Source organism: Streptomyces malachitofuscus (assembly GCF_055571035.1).
Map to the genome: position 1 here is coordinate 1 of NZ_JBVIGA010000031.1, position 13,350 is coordinate 13,350.

25 protein-coding genes are annotated in these 13,350 nt (G+C 67.8%); 23 read left to right on the forward strand and 2 right to left on the reverse strand.

Annotation, left to right across the window (positions count from 1 at the left end):
• The first annotated feature begins 98 nt into the window (after window positions 1-98).
• Entirely contained in the window at window positions 99-308 is a 210-nt protein-coding gene (locus tag ACZ44S_RS33730; protein ID WP_466936146.1) for a DUF397 domain-containing protein, read from the forward strand.
• A gap of 63 nt (window positions 309-371) precedes the next feature.
• Here ACZ44S_RS33730 and ACZ44S_RS33735 read toward each other — a convergent pair whose 3' ends face one another.
• Entirely contained in the window at window positions 372-569 is a 198-nt protein-coding gene (locus tag ACZ44S_RS33735; RefSeq protein WP_466936149.1) for a hypothetical protein, read from the reverse strand.
• Between the two features lie 352 nt (window positions 570-921).
• On the opposite strand from ACZ44S_RS33735, the gene gdhA reads away from it, so the two are divergent.
• A complete protein-coding gene (gene gdhA / locus ACZ44S_RS33740) occupies window positions 922-2,280 on the forward strand; it encodes an NADP-specific glutamate dehydrogenase (protein WP_466936152.1) in 1,359 nt (452 codons plus the stop codon).
• Between the two features lie 42 nt (window positions 2,281-2,322).
• Here gdhA and ACZ44S_RS33745 read toward each other — a convergent pair whose 3' ends face one another.
• Window positions 2,323-3,096 carry a YqjF family protein gene (locus ACZ44S_RS33745; RefSeq protein WP_466936344.1) on the reverse strand — a complete coding sequence of 258 codons (774 nt, stop codon included), beginning with the start codon at window positions 3,094-3,096 and terminating at the stop codon, window positions 2,323-2,325.
• A 121-nt stretch (window positions 3,097-3,217) separates the two neighbouring features.
• Here ACZ44S_RS33745 and ACZ44S_RS33750 point away from each other — a divergent pair, with 121 nt between their 5' ends.
• The 21 genes from ACZ44S_RS33750 (at window position 3,218) to rpmD (ending at window position 13,350) form a co-directional block, all read left to right on the forward strand.
• Entirely contained in the window at window positions 3,218-3,550 is a 333-nt protein-coding gene (locus tag ACZ44S_RS33750; protein WP_466936155.1) for a cupin domain-containing protein, read from the forward strand.
• 424 nt (window positions 3,551-3,974) lie between these two features.
• A complete protein-coding gene (gene rpsJ / locus ACZ44S_RS33755; protein WP_003948644.1) occupies window positions 3,975-4,283 on the forward strand; it encodes a 30S ribosomal protein S10 in 309 nt (102 codons plus the stop codon).
• 18 nt (window positions 4,284-4,301) lie between these two features.
• Window positions 4,302-4,946, forward strand: a complete 645-nt coding sequence (gene rplC / locus ACZ44S_RS33760) for a 50S ribosomal protein L3 (protein ID WP_190166826.1) — start codon at window positions 4,302-4,304, stop codon at window positions 4,944-4,946.
• Window positions 4,947-4,954: 8 nt separating this feature from the next.
• The gene (rplD, locus tag ACZ44S_RS33765) at window positions 4,955-5,614 is read left to right on the forward strand and encodes a 50S ribosomal protein L4 (RefSeq protein WP_190166827.1); all 660 of its coding nucleotides are present in this window, start codon (window positions 4,955-4,957) and stop codon (window positions 5,612-5,614) included.
• Window positions 5,614-6,033, forward strand: coding sequence for a 50S ribosomal protein L23 (rplW, locus tag ACZ44S_RS33770; protein WP_466936158.1), 420 nt, complete (start codon window positions 5,614-5,616; stop codon window positions 6,031-6,033). Before rplD ends, rplW begins: the two co-directional genes overlap by 1 nt.
• 38 nt (window positions 6,034-6,071) lie before the next feature.
• A complete protein-coding gene (gene rplB, locus ACZ44S_RS33775) occupies window positions 6,072-6,908 on the forward strand; it encodes a 50S ribosomal protein L2 (protein WP_142193687.1) in 837 nt (278 codons plus the stop codon).
• Between the two features lie 12 nt (window positions 6,909-6,920).
• On the forward strand, window positions 6,921-7,202 hold the full coding sequence (rpsS, locus tag ACZ44S_RS33780) for a 30S ribosomal protein S19 (protein WP_108954814.1): 282 nt from the start codon (window positions 6,921-6,923) through the stop codon (window positions 7,200-7,202).
• A gap of 44 nt (window positions 7,203-7,246) precedes the next feature.
• Complete coding sequence (rplV, locus tag ACZ44S_RS33785; protein WP_006130776.1) at window positions 7,247-7,594, forward strand: 50S ribosomal protein L22; 348 nt, start codon at window positions 7,247-7,249, stop codon at window positions 7,592-7,594.
• Window positions 7,594-8,421 (forward strand): 30S ribosomal protein S3, encoded by an 828-nt coding sequence (rpsC, locus tag ACZ44S_RS33790; RefSeq protein WP_055570325.1) that lies wholly within the window; start codon window positions 7,594-7,596, stop codon window positions 8,419-8,421. The genes rplV and rpsC overlap by 1 nt, the downstream gene beginning before the upstream one ends.
• Before the next feature lie 5 nt (window positions 8,422-8,426).
• The gene (rplP, locus tag ACZ44S_RS33795; protein WP_004984526.1) at window positions 8,427-8,846 is read left to right on the forward strand and encodes a 50S ribosomal protein L16; all 420 of its coding nucleotides are present in this window, start codon (window positions 8,427-8,429) and stop codon (window positions 8,844-8,846) included.
• On the forward strand, window positions 8,846-9,070 hold the full coding sequence (gene rpmC / locus ACZ44S_RS33800; protein WP_007494763.1) for a 50S ribosomal protein L29: 225 nt from the start codon (window positions 8,846-8,848) through the stop codon (window positions 9,068-9,070). The genes rplP and rpmC overlap by 1 nt, the downstream gene beginning before the upstream one ends.
• Window positions 9,070-9,357, forward strand: a complete 288-nt coding sequence (gene rpsQ / locus ACZ44S_RS33805; protein ID WP_023587024.1) for a 30S ribosomal protein S17 — start codon at window positions 9,070-9,072, stop codon at window positions 9,355-9,357. Before rpmC ends, rpsQ begins: the two co-directional genes overlap by 1 nt.
• Before the next feature lie 127 nt (window positions 9,358-9,484).
• Window positions 9,485-9,853 carry a 50S ribosomal protein L14 gene (gene rplN / locus ACZ44S_RS33810; RefSeq protein WP_003998823.1) on the forward strand — a complete coding sequence of 123 codons (369 nt, stop codon included), beginning with the start codon at window positions 9,485-9,487 and terminating at the stop codon, window positions 9,851-9,853.
• Between the two features lie 2 nt (window positions 9,854-9,855).
• Window positions 9,856-10,179 (forward strand): 50S ribosomal protein L24, encoded by a 324-nt coding sequence (gene rplX, locus ACZ44S_RS33815; protein WP_053674523.1) that lies wholly within the window; start codon window positions 9,856-9,858, stop codon window positions 10,177-10,179.
• The gene (rplE, locus tag ACZ44S_RS33820) at window positions 10,179-10,736 is read left to right on the forward strand and encodes a 50S ribosomal protein L5 (RefSeq protein WP_006130773.1); all 558 of its coding nucleotides are present in this window, start codon (window positions 10,179-10,181) and stop codon (window positions 10,734-10,736) included. The genes rplX and rplE overlap by 1 nt, the downstream gene beginning before the upstream one ends.
• Before the next feature lie 5 nt (window positions 10,737-10,741).
• The gene (locus ACZ44S_RS33825) at window positions 10,742-10,927 is read left to right on the forward strand and encodes a type Z 30S ribosomal protein S14 (protein WP_003948630.1); all 186 of its coding nucleotides are present in this window, start codon (window positions 10,742-10,744) and stop codon (window positions 10,925-10,927) included.
• Window positions 10,928-11,167: 240 nt separating this feature from the next.
• Entirely contained in the window at window positions 11,168-11,566 is a 399-nt protein-coding gene (rpsH, locus tag ACZ44S_RS33830) for a 30S ribosomal protein S8 (protein ID WP_004984520.1), read from the forward strand.
• A 24-nt stretch (window positions 11,567-11,590) separates the two neighbouring features.
• Complete coding sequence (gene rplF / locus ACZ44S_RS33835) at window positions 11,591-12,130, forward strand: 50S ribosomal protein L6 (protein ID WP_033272455.1); 540 nt, start codon at window positions 11,591-11,593, stop codon at window positions 12,128-12,130.
• Window positions 12,131-12,133: 3 nt separating this feature from the next.
• Window positions 12,134-12,517: a 50S ribosomal protein L18 gene (gene rplR, locus ACZ44S_RS33840; RefSeq protein ID WP_004927235.1), complete on the forward strand. Its 384-nt coding sequence runs from the start codon at window positions 12,134-12,136 to the stop codon at window positions 12,515-12,517.
• Window positions 12,518-12,558: 41 nt separating this feature from the next.
• Window positions 12,559-13,164: a 30S ribosomal protein S5 gene (gene rpsE, locus ACZ44S_RS33845; protein WP_004927232.1), complete on the forward strand. Its 606-nt coding sequence runs from the start codon at window positions 12,559-12,561 to the stop codon at window positions 13,162-13,164.
• A gap of 3 nt (window positions 13,165-13,167) precedes the next feature.
• Window positions 13,168-13,350, forward strand: a complete 183-nt coding sequence (rpmD, locus tag ACZ44S_RS33850) for a 50S ribosomal protein L30 (protein WP_003974250.1) — start codon at window positions 13,168-13,170, stop codon at window positions 13,348-13,350.

Below are 13,350 nucleotides of genomic sequence, written 5' to 3' on the forward strand. Positions count from 1 at the left end.
CACTACAGCGGCAGAAATATGACAGCCACACCCGATGCCCCCGGGTCTCCCGATCCTACGAATGACCGCGAGTAACCCACGAAGAAAGGTATGGAAGAATGATCCGCGAGACTGCTGCCGGTGATGCCTCCGAACTGGCATGGTTCAAGAGCAGTTACAGCGATGGTCCCGAGGGCGACTCTTGCGTTGAGATCGCGATAGCGCCCCGCACCATCCACGTCCGCGACTCCAAGAATGTGGCAGGCCCTCGGCTCTTGCTTCCGCGAGATGTGTGGGCGAGCTTCGTGATGTATGCGTCGGAGCGCTGACCCTTCAGCGGTACACGCCCCGCGCCTGGTTGCCACAGGGAGCGGGGCGCACTGGCGTATGGCTCAGGACGAGGCCCCGGCGCTGCGGGTGGGGTCGTCGGTGGTCAGGGCGGAACGGGTCACCTCCGTCACCACCCAGGGGTGATTGCGTACGGTCACCAGTTGGCCGGGAGCCACGGGCGCCGCGCCGTCGGTGGGACGGACGAGGTCGGGACTGTCGTCGGCCGCCGTGTCGTCAGTGTCATCGGTTACCGGCCGCACAGCTGCCCCACCCGTCGTGATGCCCCTGTTCTCCCGTTCCGCCGGATCGGCGACGCCCCGTACGGTGCCTGCCCGCGCCGCCACGAGAGCCTCAGGGGTGGTGTGGAGGATGTGTGCAGGTATGCCTGAAGGGGGACGCAACCCGGGGGCTCATCCGCACTCCGTGCGCGCTGTCCAGATAGCGGACAATCGCGCCCGGCCCTTGGTATCCCGTTAACACAGGAGTAACACTGGGAGGGTCGGCCGTCCTGTCGTATACAACCGGGGCGGCCGCTGTCCCGCGCGCGGCAACGGCGCCGAGCGCTCATCACCGGTGCTGCCACCGGTGTCAGCCGTGCCAGAAAGGGACTCCGTGACCTCACGCCCCGACCCCAAGACCTCCCTCGACCAGCTGCGCGCCGAGGTCGAGCGCCGCAACCCCGCGGAGCCCGAGTTCCACCAGGCCGCGCGCGAGGTGCTGGAGACGCTCGCCCCGGTGCTCGCGGCCCGGCCCGAGTACGCGGTGCCCGGACTCGTGGAGCGGCTCGTGGAGCCGGAGCGGCAGATCATGTTCCGGGTGCCGTGGACGGACGACAACGGCCGGGTCCACGTCAACCGGGGCTTCCGGATCGAGTTCAACAGCGCCCTCGGCCCGTACAAGGGGGGCCTGCGGTTCCACCCCTCGGTGAACCTCGGGATCATCAAGTTCCTCGGCTTCGAGCAGATCTTCAAGAACGCGCTGACCGGGCTCGGCATCGGCGGCGGCAAGGGCGGCAGCGACTTCGACCCGCAGGGCCGCAGCGACGCCGAGGTCATGCGCTTCTGCCAGTCCTTCATGACCGAGCTGTACCGGCACATCGGTGAGTACACCGACATCCCGGCCGGCGACATCGGTGTCGGCGCCCGCGAGATCGGCTACCTGTTCGGCCAGTACCGGCGGATCACCAACCGCTGGGAGGGCGGCGTGCTGACCGGCAAGAGCGCCGGCTGGGGCGGCTCGCTGATCCGCCCGGAGGCGACCGGATACGGCAACGTGCTGTTCGCCGAGGCCATGCTGCGGGCCCGCGGCGAGGACCTGGAGGGGCAGACCGCGGTCGTCTCCGGCTCCGGCAACGTGGCGATCTACACCATCCAGAAGCTGGCCGCCCTCGGCGCCAACCCCGTGACCTGCTCCGACTCCGGCGGCTACGTCGTCGACGAGAAGGGCATCGACCTGGAGCTGCTGCGCCAGATCAAGGAGGTCGAGCGCGGCCGCGTGAGCACGTACGCCGAGCGCCGGGGCGCCTCCGCGCGGTTCGTGCCCGGCGGGCGGGTGTGGGAGGTCCCCGCGGACGTCGCCCTGCCGTCGGCCACGCAGAACGAGCTGAACGCGGACGACGCCGCCGCCCTGATCCGCAACGGCGTCAAGGCGGTCTCCGAGGGCGCGAACATGCCGACCACGCCCGAGGCCGTCGACCTGCTCCAGCAGGCCGGCGTCGCCTTCGGTCCCGGCAAGGCCGCCAACGCGGGCGGCGTCGCGGTCAGCGCGCTGGAGATGACGCAGAACGCCTCGCGCACCTCGTGGAAGGCCGACCAGGTCGAGCACGAGCTGGCGCGCATCATGACCGACATCCACACCACCTGCGCCGAGACCGCCGAGCGCTACGGCGCTCCCGGCGACTACGTGACCGGCGCGAACATCGCCGGTTTCGAGCGGGTGGCGGACGCGATGCTCGCGCAGGGCGTCATCTGACGCAGCCGCGTCCGCCCCGCGCGGGCCTGCCGCAGCACGCCGTCACGGCGTGGGAATCCCGCCCGGACGGGCCGGCCGTCCGAAGCGGGCCGGGACGCCCGGTGAGTACAGCACGCTCACCGGCCTCCCGGCCGGCCGCGGCAGACCGGCCGCGGTGACCAGGTCCTCCTCGCACTCCACCAGCTCCGCCCGGTGCAGCGGCCAGCGCGGATGCGCGTTGGGCAGGTACAGCGACCGCCCGAAGAAGACACCGTGCATGCCCCAGCGCGCGGTGAGGAAGTGCTCCAGCTCGGTCGGCTCCCCGATCGGCTCGCCACGGCGCACGGTGAGCCGCCCGCCGGCGCCGCGCGGCCCGGGCCACCGCCGGGAGCCGGTGTACCGGACGGTGCCACCGCCGAGGTGGTCGACGCTCATCCGGGACCAGACGTACGGCATCCCGAACCCCAGGCGCCCGACCGCCACCGGGATCAGCCGGGAGGCGTCCAGGGAGAGGAAGACGACCCCGCGCCGCCCGTGCGCGTCCACGGAGTAGAGGCGGACGTTGGTCTCCGGGAAGTCCCCGAGATACGGAATCCCCGGCAGGCGCAGCCACCCCACGCGGTGCATGCGGAACGCCACGAGACCTACGTACGTGACCCCGTCCAGCGTGTCGGGCACGGTGCCCGGCGGCAGCAGACCGGCCACGTCGGCCGGGTCCACCGCCCAGTGCACGAACGTCAGGTCCAGCCAGGACTGGGTGAGCAGCGGGCGCGCGATCGGCTCCGGCGGATCGGGCGTGACGGGCCCCGGCAGGGGCGGCGGCGGTGTCGGCGGCACCGCGCCAGTATCACGGAGCAAGGAGAGCACCGTACCGCCCCACGGCCGGACGGGTCGGACGACACGATGTGCCCCACATGGCCCTGGTGACCCCACGGCCCCGCCGGGAAGGGTTGAGGGCATGCAGAAGCTCTCCCTCGACGCACTGGCCCGCGAACACCTGGAACGCGCCGCCGCCGCGCCCAACGGCCGCAGCGCCACCACCGTCTACGGCGGTCACGAGCACACCCTGCGCCAGACGCTGCTCGCGCTGACCGCCGGTACGGGCCTCGCCGAACACGACAGCCCCGGCGAGGCCACCCTGCTGGTCCTGCGCGGCCGCGTCCGCCTCACCAGCGGCGACACCGACTGGGAGGGCCGTACCGGCGACCTCATCGCCATCCCCCCGGCCCGCCACGGCCTGGAGGCCCTGGAGGACGCGGCGGTGATCCTCACGGTCGCCAAACCGGGCTGACCGGCGCCGCCCTGTTTGATCCAGGTCACTCGCGGGGTAATGTCTTCCGCCCGATTGGCCAGGCCCCCGCCCGTTATGGCAGACTGTCGGAGTTGCTCGGTCGAGCGTTGATGCTGCGCGCCTCCCGCCGGGAGGACCGGAAGCGAGTCCCACAGTACTCGTCGTCCCACGCATTGCACCGAAAGGTGCAGGGGCGGACGTACGGGAATCTTCCGGGAAGCGTACGTGCGGCGCCGGCCAGGCACCCGGTGGGCCTTTCGCCCCCGGTCCACGGTTCTGGTAGGGCCGTGTCAATCCCGCAGGGATGTTCGAACAAGGGACATCTGTGTCAGCGGGAGTGCGACACGCCCGACCGCGTGGGTCGGAGTCAAAGGGATCCCTGCCGGGTCCAGAGCGTAAAGAGAGACAGGACTACGAAGTAGCCATGGCGGGACAGAAGATCCGCATCCGGCTCAAGGCCTACGACCACGAGGTCATCGACTCCTCGGCGAAGAAGATCGTCGAGACGGTGACTCGCACTGGTGCGTCGGTCGCGGGCCCGGTGCCGCTGCCCACTGAGAAGAACGTGTACTGCGTCATCAAGTCGCCGCACAAGTACAAGGACTCGCGCGAGCACTTCGAGATGCGCACGCACAAGCGCCTGATCGACATCCTCGACCCGACCCCCAAGACCGTTGACTCTCTGATGCGACTCGACCTCCCGGCCGGTGTCGACATCGAGATCAAGCTCTGAGGCCGGTGATCTGAAGAGATGGCTAAGCAGATCAAGGGCATCCTGGGCGAGAAGCTCGGCATGACGCAGGTGTGGGACGAGAACAACCGTGTTGTTCCGGTCACCGTCGTCAAGGCCGGCCCCAACGTCGTCACCCAGGTCCGTACGAACGACGTCGACGGCTACGAGTCGGTCCAGATCGCCTTCGGCGAGATCGACCCGCGCAAGGTGAACAAGCCCCTCAAGGGTCACTTCGCCAAGGCCGACGTCACCCCCCGTCGTCACCTCGTCGAGATCCGCACGTCGGACGCCTCCGAGTACACGCTGGGCCAGGAAGTCACCGCCGAGGTGTTCGAGGCCGGCGTGAAGGTCGACGTGACCGGCAAGAGCAAGGGCAAGGGCTTCGCCGGTGTCATGAAGCGCCACAACTTCCGTGGCCTCGGCGCCGGACACGGTACCCAGCGCAAGCACCGCTCGCCCGGTTCCATCGGTGGCTGCGCCACCCCGGGCCGTGTGTTCAAGGGCCTCCGTATGGCGGGCCGCATGGGCAACGAGCGGGTCACCACCCAGAACCTGACCGTCCACGCCGTTGACGCGGAGAAGGGTCTGCTGCTCATCAAGGGCGCGGTTCCCGGTCCGAACGGCGGCCTCGTCCTGGTCCGCACCGCGGCCAAGGGGGCCTGAGGTAACCGATGAGCACTGTTGACATCCTTTCGCCGGCGGGCGACAAGGCCGGTACCGTCGAGCTCCCCGCGGAGATCTTCGACGTCGAGAAGGTCAGCATCCCGCTGATCCACCAGGTCGTCGTCGCGCAGCTGGCCGCTGCCCGCCAGGGCACCCACAAGACCAAGACCCGCGGTGAAGTCCGTGGTGGTGGGCGCAAGCCGTACCGCCAGAAGGGCACCGGCCGCGCCCGTCAGGGCTCGACCCGCGCTCCGCAGTTCGCCGGCGGTGGCGTCGTCCACGGCCCGCAGCCGCGTGACTACTCGCAGCGGACCCCCAAGAAGATGAAGGCCGCGGCCCTGCGCCACGCCCTCACCGACCGGGCCCGCCACAACCGCATTCACGTCGTCACCGGCGTGATCGAGGGTGAGACGCCTTCCACGAAGGCCGCCAAGACGCTGTTCGGCAAGATCTCGGAGCGCAAGAACCTGCTCCTGGTCGTCGACCGCGCCGACGAGGCCGCGTGGCTGTCCGCCCGCAACCTGCCCCAGGTCCACATCCTGGAGCCGGGCCAGCTGAACACGTACGACGTTCTCGTCTCGGACGACGTGGTCTTCACCAAGGCCGCTTTCGAGTCCTTCGTCGCCGGCCCGAACAAGGCCAACGACAACGAAGGGAGCGAGGTCTGATGGCTGCCCGTCACCCCTCGATCGCCTCGAAGGCCGCCAAGGCGGCCAAGGCCCGTCGCGTCGCCAAGGCGCGCCGCCATGAGGCCGAAGGCAAGAACACCGTCGTCACCCCGGTGAGCAAGGCGTACACGGACCCCCGTGACGTCCTGCTGAAGCCGGTCGTGTCGGAGAAGAGCTACGCGCTGATCGACGAGAACAAGTACACGTTCCTCGTTGACCCGAGCGCGAACAAGACCCAGATCAAGCAGGCCGTCCAGGCGGTCTTCGAGGTCAAGGTCACCGGGGTCAACACGATCAACCGCATCGGCAAGCGCAAGCGGACCCGCACCGGCTTCGGCCAGCGTGCGGCGACCAAGCGCGCGATCGTGACCCTCGCCGAGGGCGACCGTATCGACATCTTCGGCGGTCCGACCGCGTAAGCGGTCAGGATCGTTCGATATCGGACGAGGACTGAGAAATGGGTATCCGCAAGTACAAGCCGACGACTCCGGGCCGTCGTGGCTCCAGCGTCGCCGACTTCGTCGAGGTCACGCGGTCCACGCCGGAGAAGTCGCTGGTCCGTCCCCTGCACAGCAAGGGCGGCCGTAACAATTCCGGTCGTGTGACCGTCCGCCACCAGGGCGGTGGCCACAAGCGCGCCTACCGAGTGATCGACTTCCGTCGTCACGACAAGGACGGCGTGCCGGCGAAGGTCGCGCACATCGAGTACGACCCCAACCGCACCGCGCGCATCGCGCTCCTGCACTACGCGGACGGCGAGAAGCGCTACATCCTCGCGCCGCGTGGCCTGAACCAGGGCGACCGCGTCGAGAACGGTCCCGGGGCCGACATCAAGCCGGGCAACAACCTTGCCCTGCGCAACATCCCGGTCGGTACGACGCTGCACGCCATCGAGCTGCGTCCCGGCGGCGGCGCCAAGTTCGCCCGCTCCGCCGGCGCCTCGGTGCAGCTGCTCGCGAAGGAGGGCCAGATGGCCCACCTGCGCATGCCGTCCGGCGAGATCCGCCTGGTCGACGTCCGCTGCCGCGCCACTGTGGGCGAGGTCGGCAACGCCGAGCAGAGCAACATCAACTGGGGCAAGGCAGGCCGCAAGCGGTGGCTGGGCGTCCGCCCGACCGTCCGTGGTGTCGTCATGAACCCGGTTGACCACCCGCACGGTGGTGGTGAGGGCCGTACCTCCGGTGGCCGCCACCCTGTGTCCCCGTGGGGCAAGAAGGAAGGCCGTACTCGTTCGCCCAAGAAGGCGTCGAACAAGTACATCGTCCGCCGCCGCAAGACGAACAAGAAGCGCTAAGGACGGGTTGAGATGCCTCGTAGCTTGAAGAAGGGACCCTTCGTCGACGACCACCTGATGAAGAAGGTGGACGTCCAGAACGAAGCCGGTACCAAGAACGTCATCAAGACCTGGTCCCGCCGCTCGATGATCGTCCCGGCGATGCTCGGCCACACGATCGCGGTGCACAACGGCAAGACCCACATCCCGGTGTTTGTCACCGAGTCGATGGTCGGCCACAAGCTCGGCGAGTTCTCGCCGACCCGCACCTTCCGGGGCCACGTCAAGGACGACCGGAAGTCGAAGCGCCGCTAGTCGGCGGGGTGCAATCGACCATGACAGACACTGAAGGGACAACCATGGAAGCCAGGGCCCAGGCGCGGTACATCCGCGTCACGCCCATGAAGGCCCGCCGCGTGGTGGACCTCATCCGTGGCATGGACGCCACGGAGGCTCAGGCGGTCCTGCGTTTCGCCCCGCAGGCCGCGAGCGTGCCGGTCGGCAAGGTGCTGGACAGCGCCATCGCCAACGCCGCGCACAACTACGACCACACCGATGTCGACAGCCTCTTCATTTCCGAGGCCTACGTCGACGAGGGCCCGACCCTGAAGCGGTTCCGTCCGCGCGCCCAGGGCCGTGCCTACCGGATCCGCAAGCGGACCAGCCACATCACCGTGGTCGTCAGCAGCAAGGAAGGAACCCGGTAATGGGCCAGAAGGTAAACCCGCACGGGTTCCGGCTCGGTGTCACGACCGACTTCAAGTCGCGTTGGTACGCCGACAAGCTGTACAAGGACTACGTCAAGGAAGACGTCGCCATCCGTCGGATGATGACGTCCGGCATGGAGCGCGCCGGCATCTCCAAGGTCGAGATCGAGCGCACCCGTGACCGCGTGCGTGTGGACATCCACACCGCTCGTCCGGGCATCGTCATCGGCCGCCGTGGCGCCGAGGCCGACCGCATCCGCGGCGACCTCGAGAAGCTCACCGGCAAGCAGGTCCAGCTGAACATCCTCGAGGTCAAGAACCCCGAGACGGACGCTCAGCTGGTCGCCCAGGCCGTCGCCGAGCAGCTCTCCTCCCGCGTCTCCTTCCGCCGCGCCATGCGCAAGAGCATGCAGTCGGCGATGAAGGCGGGCGCCAAGGGCATCAAGATCCAGTGCGGTGGCCGCCTCGGCGGCGCCGAGATGTCCCGCTCGGAGTTCTACCGCGAGGGCCGTGTGCCCCTGCACACGCTCCGCGCGAACGTGGACTACGGCTTCTTCGAGGCCAAGACGACCTTCGGCCGCATCGGCGTGAAGGTCTGGATCTACAAGGGCGACGTCAAGAACATCGCCGAGGTCCGCGCCGAGAACGCCGCTGCCCGCGCCGGCAACCGCCCGGCCCGTGGTGGCGCTGACCGCCCGGCCCGTGGTGGCCGCGGTGGCGAGCGTGGCGGTCGCGGTCGCAAGCCGCAGCAGGCTCCCGCTGCCGAGGCCCCCAAGGCCGACGCTCCGGCTGCCGCTCCGGCTGAGAGCACCGGAACGGAGGCCTGACCGACATGCTGATCCCCCGTAGGGTCAAGCACCGCAAGCAGCACCACCCCAAGCGCAACGGCATGTCGAAGGGTGGCACGCAGGTTGCGTTCGGCGAGTACGGTATCCAGGCGCTGACCCCGGCGTACGTGACGAACCGCCAGATCGAGGCGGCTCGTATCGCGATGACCCGTCACATCAAGCGTGGCGGCAAGGTCTGGATCAACATTTACCCGGACCGCCCCCTCACCAAGAAGCCGGCCGAGACCCGCATGGGTTCCGGTAAGGGTTCCCCGGAGTGGTGGGTGGCCAACGTCAAGCCCGGACGCGTGATGTTCGAGCTGTCGTACCCCAACGAGAAGATCGCGCGCGAGGCCCTGACCCGTGCGGCTCACAAGCTGCCGATGAAGTGCAAGATCGTCAAGCGCGAGGCAGGTGAAGCGTGATGTCGGCCGGTACCAAGGCGTCCGAGCTGCGCGAGCTGGGCAACGAGGAGCTTCTTGCGAAGCTTCGCGAGGCCAAGGAAGAGCTGTTCAACCTCCGCTTCCAGGCGGCGACCGGACAGCTCGAGAACCATGGCCGTCTGAAGGCGGTCCGCAAGGACATCGCGCGGATCTACACCCTGATGCGCGAGCGTGAGCTGGGCATCGAAACGGTGGAGAACGCCTGATGAGCGAGAACAACGTGACTGAGACGAACACTGAGGCCCGTGGCTTCCGCAAGACGCGTGAGGGCATCGTCGTCAGCGACAAGATGGACAAGACCGTCGTCGTCGCCGTCGAGGACCGCAAGAAGCACGCGCTGTACGGCAAGGTCATCCGCAGCACGAGCAAGCTCAAGGCCCACGACGAGCAGAACGCTGCCGGCGTCGGTGACCGCGTCCTCCTGATGGAGACCCGGCCGCTGTCCGCCACGAAGCACTGGCGCATCGTCGAGATCCTCGAGAAGGCCAAGTAGGTAATTCCCGCAAGGGAATTCCACACAGTACGTTCCTGCGGGGCATCCCCCGCAGGACAGTTCCGCCAGGCTCCGGGGGCCGATGTGATCGGCCCCCGGGGAACCGGCAGACAAACAGGAGATAGACGTGATCCAGCAGGAGTCGCGACTGCGTGTCGCCGACAACACTGGTGCGAAGGAGATCCTTTGCATCCGTGTGCTCGGTGGCTCCGGTCGCCGCTACGCGGGCATCGGTGACGTCATCGTCGCCACCGTCAAGGACGCGATCCCCGGTGGCAACGTGAAGAAGGGTGACGTCGTCAAGGCGGTCATCGTTCGCACCGTCAAGGAGCGCCGCCGTCCGGACGGCTCGTACATCCGCTTCGACGAGAACGCCGCCGTCATTCTGAAGAACGACGGCGACCCTCGCGGCACCCGTATCTTCGGCCCCGTGGGCCGTGAGCTGCGCGAGAAGAAGTTCATGAAGATCATCTCCCTCGCGCCGGAGGTGCTGTGAGCATGAAGATCAAGAAGGGCGACCTGGTCCAGGTCATCACCGGCAAGGACAAGGGCAAGCAGGGCAAGGTCATTGCCGCTTACCCGCGCGACGAGCGCGTCCTGGTCGAGGGTGTCAACCGGGTCAAGAAGCACACCAAGGCCGGTCCGACCGCTCGCGGTTCGCAGGCCGGCGGCATCGTGACCACCGAGGCCCCGATCCACGTCTCCAACGTCCAGCTGGTCGTGGAGAAGGACGGCAACAAGGTCGTCACGCGCGTCGGTTACCGCTTCGACGACGAAGGCAACAAGATCCGCGTTGCCAAGCGGACGGGTGAGGACATCTGATGACGACCACCACCACTCCGCGTCTGAAGACGAAGTACCGCGAGGAGATCGCGGGCAAGCTGCGCGAGCAGTTCTCCTACGAGAACGTCATGCAGGTGCCCGGCCTCGTCAAGATCGTGGTCAACATGGGTGTGGGCGACGCCGCCCGCGACTCCAAGCTGATCGAGGGCGCCATCCGCGACCTCACCACGATCACCGGTCAGAAGCCGGCCGTGACCAAGGCCCGCAAGTCCATCGCGCAGTTCAAGCTGCGTGAGGGCCAGCCGATCGGTGCCCACGTCACGCTCCGTGGCGACCGCATGTGGGAGTTCCTGGACCGCACCCTGTCGCTCGCGCTGCCGCGCATCCGCGACTTCCGCGGTCTGTCCCCCAAGCAGTTCGACGGCCGTGGCAACTACACCTTCGGTCTCACGGAGCAGGTCATGTTCCACGAGATCGACCAGGACAAGATCGACCGTGTCCGGGGTATGGACATCACCGTGGTCACCACGGCGACCAACGACGAAGAGGGCCGCGCCCTTCTCCGTCACCTCGGCTTCCCGTTCAAGGAGGCGTGAGCGAGATGGCGAAGAAGGCTCTCATCGCGAAGGCTGCTCGCAAGCCCAAGTTCGGAGTGCGCGGCTACACCCGCTGCCAGCGCTGCGGTCGTCCGCACTCCGTGTACCGCAAGTTCGGCCTGTGCCGCGTGTGCCTTCGTGAGATGGCTCACCGTGGCGAGCTGCCGGGCGTGACCAAGAGCTCCTGGTAGTCCCGGTAATTCCGGACTCCCAGGGCTCTCGGTAAGCAAGGGGACCGGCAGGAGGCCCACTCCGCATGGCTTAGGCTTGTGGGGTTGGGCACCTGCCGTGCCCGTACGCCACGCGGGCAGCTGCCCGCCAATGTTTGCTTACTACGCCGTAGGTCCACCGCGCCGCACCCGTCCCGTCTCGGATCGGGGAGAGGGATGGCGCACCAGGAAACCCCGGCGAGAGAGGCCGAAGGCCAATTCATGACCATGACTGATCCGATCGCAGACATGCTTACGCGTCTGCGGAACGCGAACTCGGCGTACCACGACTCCGTGGCGATGCCGCACTCGAAGATCAAGTCGCACATCGCGGAGATCCTCCAGCAGGAGGGCTTCATCACGGGCTGGAAGGTCGAGGACGCCGAGGTCGGCAAGAACCTCGTCCTGGAGCTGAAGTTCGGCCCCAACCGTGAGCGCTCCATCGCGGGCATCAAGCGGATCTCCAAGCCCGGTCTCCGGGTGTACGCGAAGTCCACCAACCTGCCGAAGGTGCTGGGCGGCCTCGGCGTGGCGATCATCTCCACGTCGCACGGGCTCCTCACCGACAAGCAGGCCGGCAAGAAGGGCGTGGGTGGGGAAGTCCTCGCCTACGTCTGGTAGCGGAAGGGAACGGAGGAAACAGCTATGTCGCGCATCGGCAAGCTCCCCATCGCGGTTCCCGCCGGCGTGGACGTCACCATCGACGGCCGTACGGTCTCGGTCAAGGGCCCCAAGGGCACGCTGACCCACACCGTCGTGGCGCCGATCGAGATCGCCAAGGGTGAGGACGGCGTGCTGAACGTCACCCGCCCCAACGACGAGCGTCAGAACAAGGCCCTGCACGGCCTGTCCCGCACGCTGGTGGCGAACATGATCACCGGCGTGACCCAGGGTTACGTGAAGAAGCTCGAGATCAGCGGTGTCGGTTACCGCGTTGTCGCCAAGGGTTCGAACCTGGAGTTCTCCCTCGGTTACAGCCACCCGATCACGGTCGAGGCCCCCGAGGGCATCACCTTCAAGGTGGAGGCCCCCACCCGTTTCTCGGTCGAGGGCATCGACAAGCAGAAGGTCGGCGAGGTTGCGGCCAACATCCGCAAGCTGCGCAAGCCCGACCCGTACAAGGCCAAGGGTGTCAAGTACGAGGGCGAAGTCATCCGCCGCAAGGTCGGAAAGGCGGGTAAGTAAGCCATGGCATACGGGCAGAAGATCCTCAAGGGCGACGCCTACAAGCGTGCTGCTATCAAGCGTCGTCACATCCGGATCCGCAAGAAGGTCGCCGGCACCGCCGAGCGTCCTCGCCTGGTCGTGACTCGTTCCAACCGCCACATCGTGGCGCAGGTGATCGACGACCTGAAGGGTCACACCCTGGCGTCGGCGTCCACCCTGGACGCGTCCGTCCGCGGTGGCGAGGGCGACAAGTCCGCGCAGGCCAAGCAGGTCGGCGCCCTGGTCGCCGAGCGCGCCAAGGCCGCCGGTGTCGAGGCCGTCGTGTTCGACCGTGGTGGCAACCAGTACGCCGGGCGCATCGCTGCCCTGGCGGACGCCGCCCGCGAAGCCGGACTGAAGTTCTGAGCCGGTTCCGTAGCTAGCGGAAACAGAGAGAGGTAATTCCAATGGCTGGACCCCAGCGCCGCGGTGGCGGTGCCGGTGGCGGCGAGCGGCGGGACCGGAAGGGCCGTGACGGCGGCGCAGCTGCCGCCGAGAAGACCGCATACGTTGAGCGCGTCGTCGCGATCAACCGTGTCGCCAAGGTTGTGAAGGGTGGTCGTCGCTTCAGCTTCACCGCGCTGGTCGTGGTGGGCGACGGTGACGGCACCGTGGGTGTCGGATACGGCAAGGCCAAGGAGGTGCCGGCCGCCATCGCCAAGGGCGTTGAGGAGGCCAAGAAGCACTTCTTCAAGGTCCCCCGCATCCAGGGCACCATCCCGCACCCCATCCAGGGTGAGAAGGCTGCCGGCGTCGTGCTGCTCAAGCCCGCGTCCCCGGGTACCGGCGTGATCGCCGGTGGTCCGGTGCGCGCCGTGCTCGAGTGCGCCGGTATCCACGACGTGCTGTCGAAGTCGCTCGGCTCCGACAACCAGATCAACATCGTGCACGCGACCGTGGAGGCCCTCAAGGGCCTGCAGCGTCCCGAGGAGATCGCGGCCCGCCGTGGTCTGCCCCTCGAGGACGTCGCTCCCGCGGCTCTTCTCCGTGCGCGTGCCGGGGCGGGTGCGTAGGTCATGGCGCAGCTCAAGATCACGCAGGTCAAGTCCTACATCGGCAGCAAGCAGAACCACCGTGACACCCTGCGCTCCCTTGGTCTCAAGGGCATCAACACGCAGGTCGTCAAGGAGGACCGTCCCGAGTTCCGCGGCATGGTGCACACCGTCCGCCACCTCGTGACGGTCGAGGAGGTCGACTGA

What these genes read in the sequence shown, in the direction of transcription:
- ACZ44S_RS33730 (WP_466936146.1), top strand. Translation starts at nt 99, where the DNA reads ATGATCCGCGAGACTGCTGCCGGTGATGCCTCCGAACTGGCATGGTTC.
- ACZ44S_RS33750 (WP_466936155.1), top strand. Translation starts at nt 3,218, where the DNA reads ATGCAGAAGCTCTCCCTCGACGCACTGGCCCGCGAACACCTGGAACGC.
- rpsJ (WP_003948644.1), top strand. Translation starts at nt 3,975, where the DNA reads ATGGCGGGACAGAAGATCCGCATCCGGCTCAAGGCCTACGACCACGAG.
- rplC (WP_190166826.1), top strand. Translation starts at nt 4,302, where the DNA reads ATGGCTAAGCAGATCAAGGGCATCCTGGGCGAGAAGCTCGGCATGACG.
- rplD (WP_190166827.1), top strand. Translation starts at nt 4,955, where the DNA reads ATGAGCACTGTTGACATCCTTTCGCCGGCGGGCGACAAGGCCGGTACC.
- rplW (WP_466936158.1), top strand. Translation starts at nt 5,614, where the DNA reads ATGGCTGCCCGTCACCCCTCGATCGCCTCGAAGGCCGCCAAGGCGGCC.
- rplB (WP_142193687.1), top strand. Translation starts at nt 6,072, where the DNA reads ATGGGTATCCGCAAGTACAAGCCGACGACTCCGGGCCGTCGTGGCTCC.
- rpsS (WP_108954814.1), top strand. Translation starts at nt 6,921, where the DNA reads ATGCCTCGTAGCTTGAAGAAGGGACCCTTCGTCGACGACCACCTGATG.
- rplV (WP_006130776.1), top strand. Translation starts at nt 7,247, where the DNA reads ATGGAAGCCAGGGCCCAGGCGCGGTACATCCGCGTCACGCCCATGAAG.
- rpsC (WP_055570325.1), top strand. Translation starts at nt 7,594, where the DNA reads ATGGGCCAGAAGGTAAACCCGCACGGGTTCCGGCTCGGTGTCACGACC.
- rplP (WP_004984526.1), top strand. Translation starts at nt 8,427, where the DNA reads ATGCTGATCCCCCGTAGGGTCAAGCACCGCAAGCAGCACCACCCCAAG.
- rpmC (WP_007494763.1), top strand. Translation starts at nt 8,846, where the DNA reads ATGTCGGCCGGTACCAAGGCGTCCGAGCTGCGCGAGCTGGGCAACGAG.
- rpsQ (WP_023587024.1), top strand. Translation starts at nt 9,070, where the DNA reads ATGAGCGAGAACAACGTGACTGAGACGAACACTGAGGCCCGTGGCTTC.
- rplX (WP_053674523.1), top strand. Translation starts at nt 9,856, where the DNA reads ATGAAGATCAAGAAGGGCGACCTGGTCCAGGTCATCACCGGCAAGGAC.
- rplE (WP_006130773.1), top strand. Translation starts at nt 10,179, where the DNA reads ATGACGACCACCACCACTCCGCGTCTGAAGACGAAGTACCGCGAGGAG.
- ACZ44S_RS33825 (WP_003948630.1), top strand. Translation starts at nt 10,742, where the DNA reads ATGGCGAAGAAGGCTCTCATCGCGAAGGCTGCTCGCAAGCCCAAGTTC.
- rpsH (WP_004984520.1), top strand. Translation starts at nt 11,168, where the DNA reads ATGACCATGACTGATCCGATCGCAGACATGCTTACGCGTCTGCGGAAC.
- rplF (WP_033272455.1), top strand. Translation starts at nt 11,591, where the DNA reads ATGTCGCGCATCGGCAAGCTCCCCATCGCGGTTCCCGCCGGCGTGGAC.
- rplR (WP_004927235.1), top strand. Translation starts at nt 12,134, where the DNA reads ATGGCATACGGGCAGAAGATCCTCAAGGGCGACGCCTACAAGCGTGCT.
- rpsE (WP_004927232.1), top strand. Translation starts at nt 12,559, where the DNA reads ATGGCTGGACCCCAGCGCCGCGGTGGCGGTGCCGGTGGCGGCGAGCGG.
- rpmD (WP_003974250.1), top strand. Translation starts at nt 13,168, where the DNA reads ATGGCGCAGCTCAAGATCACGCAGGTCAAGTCCTACATCGGCAGCAAG.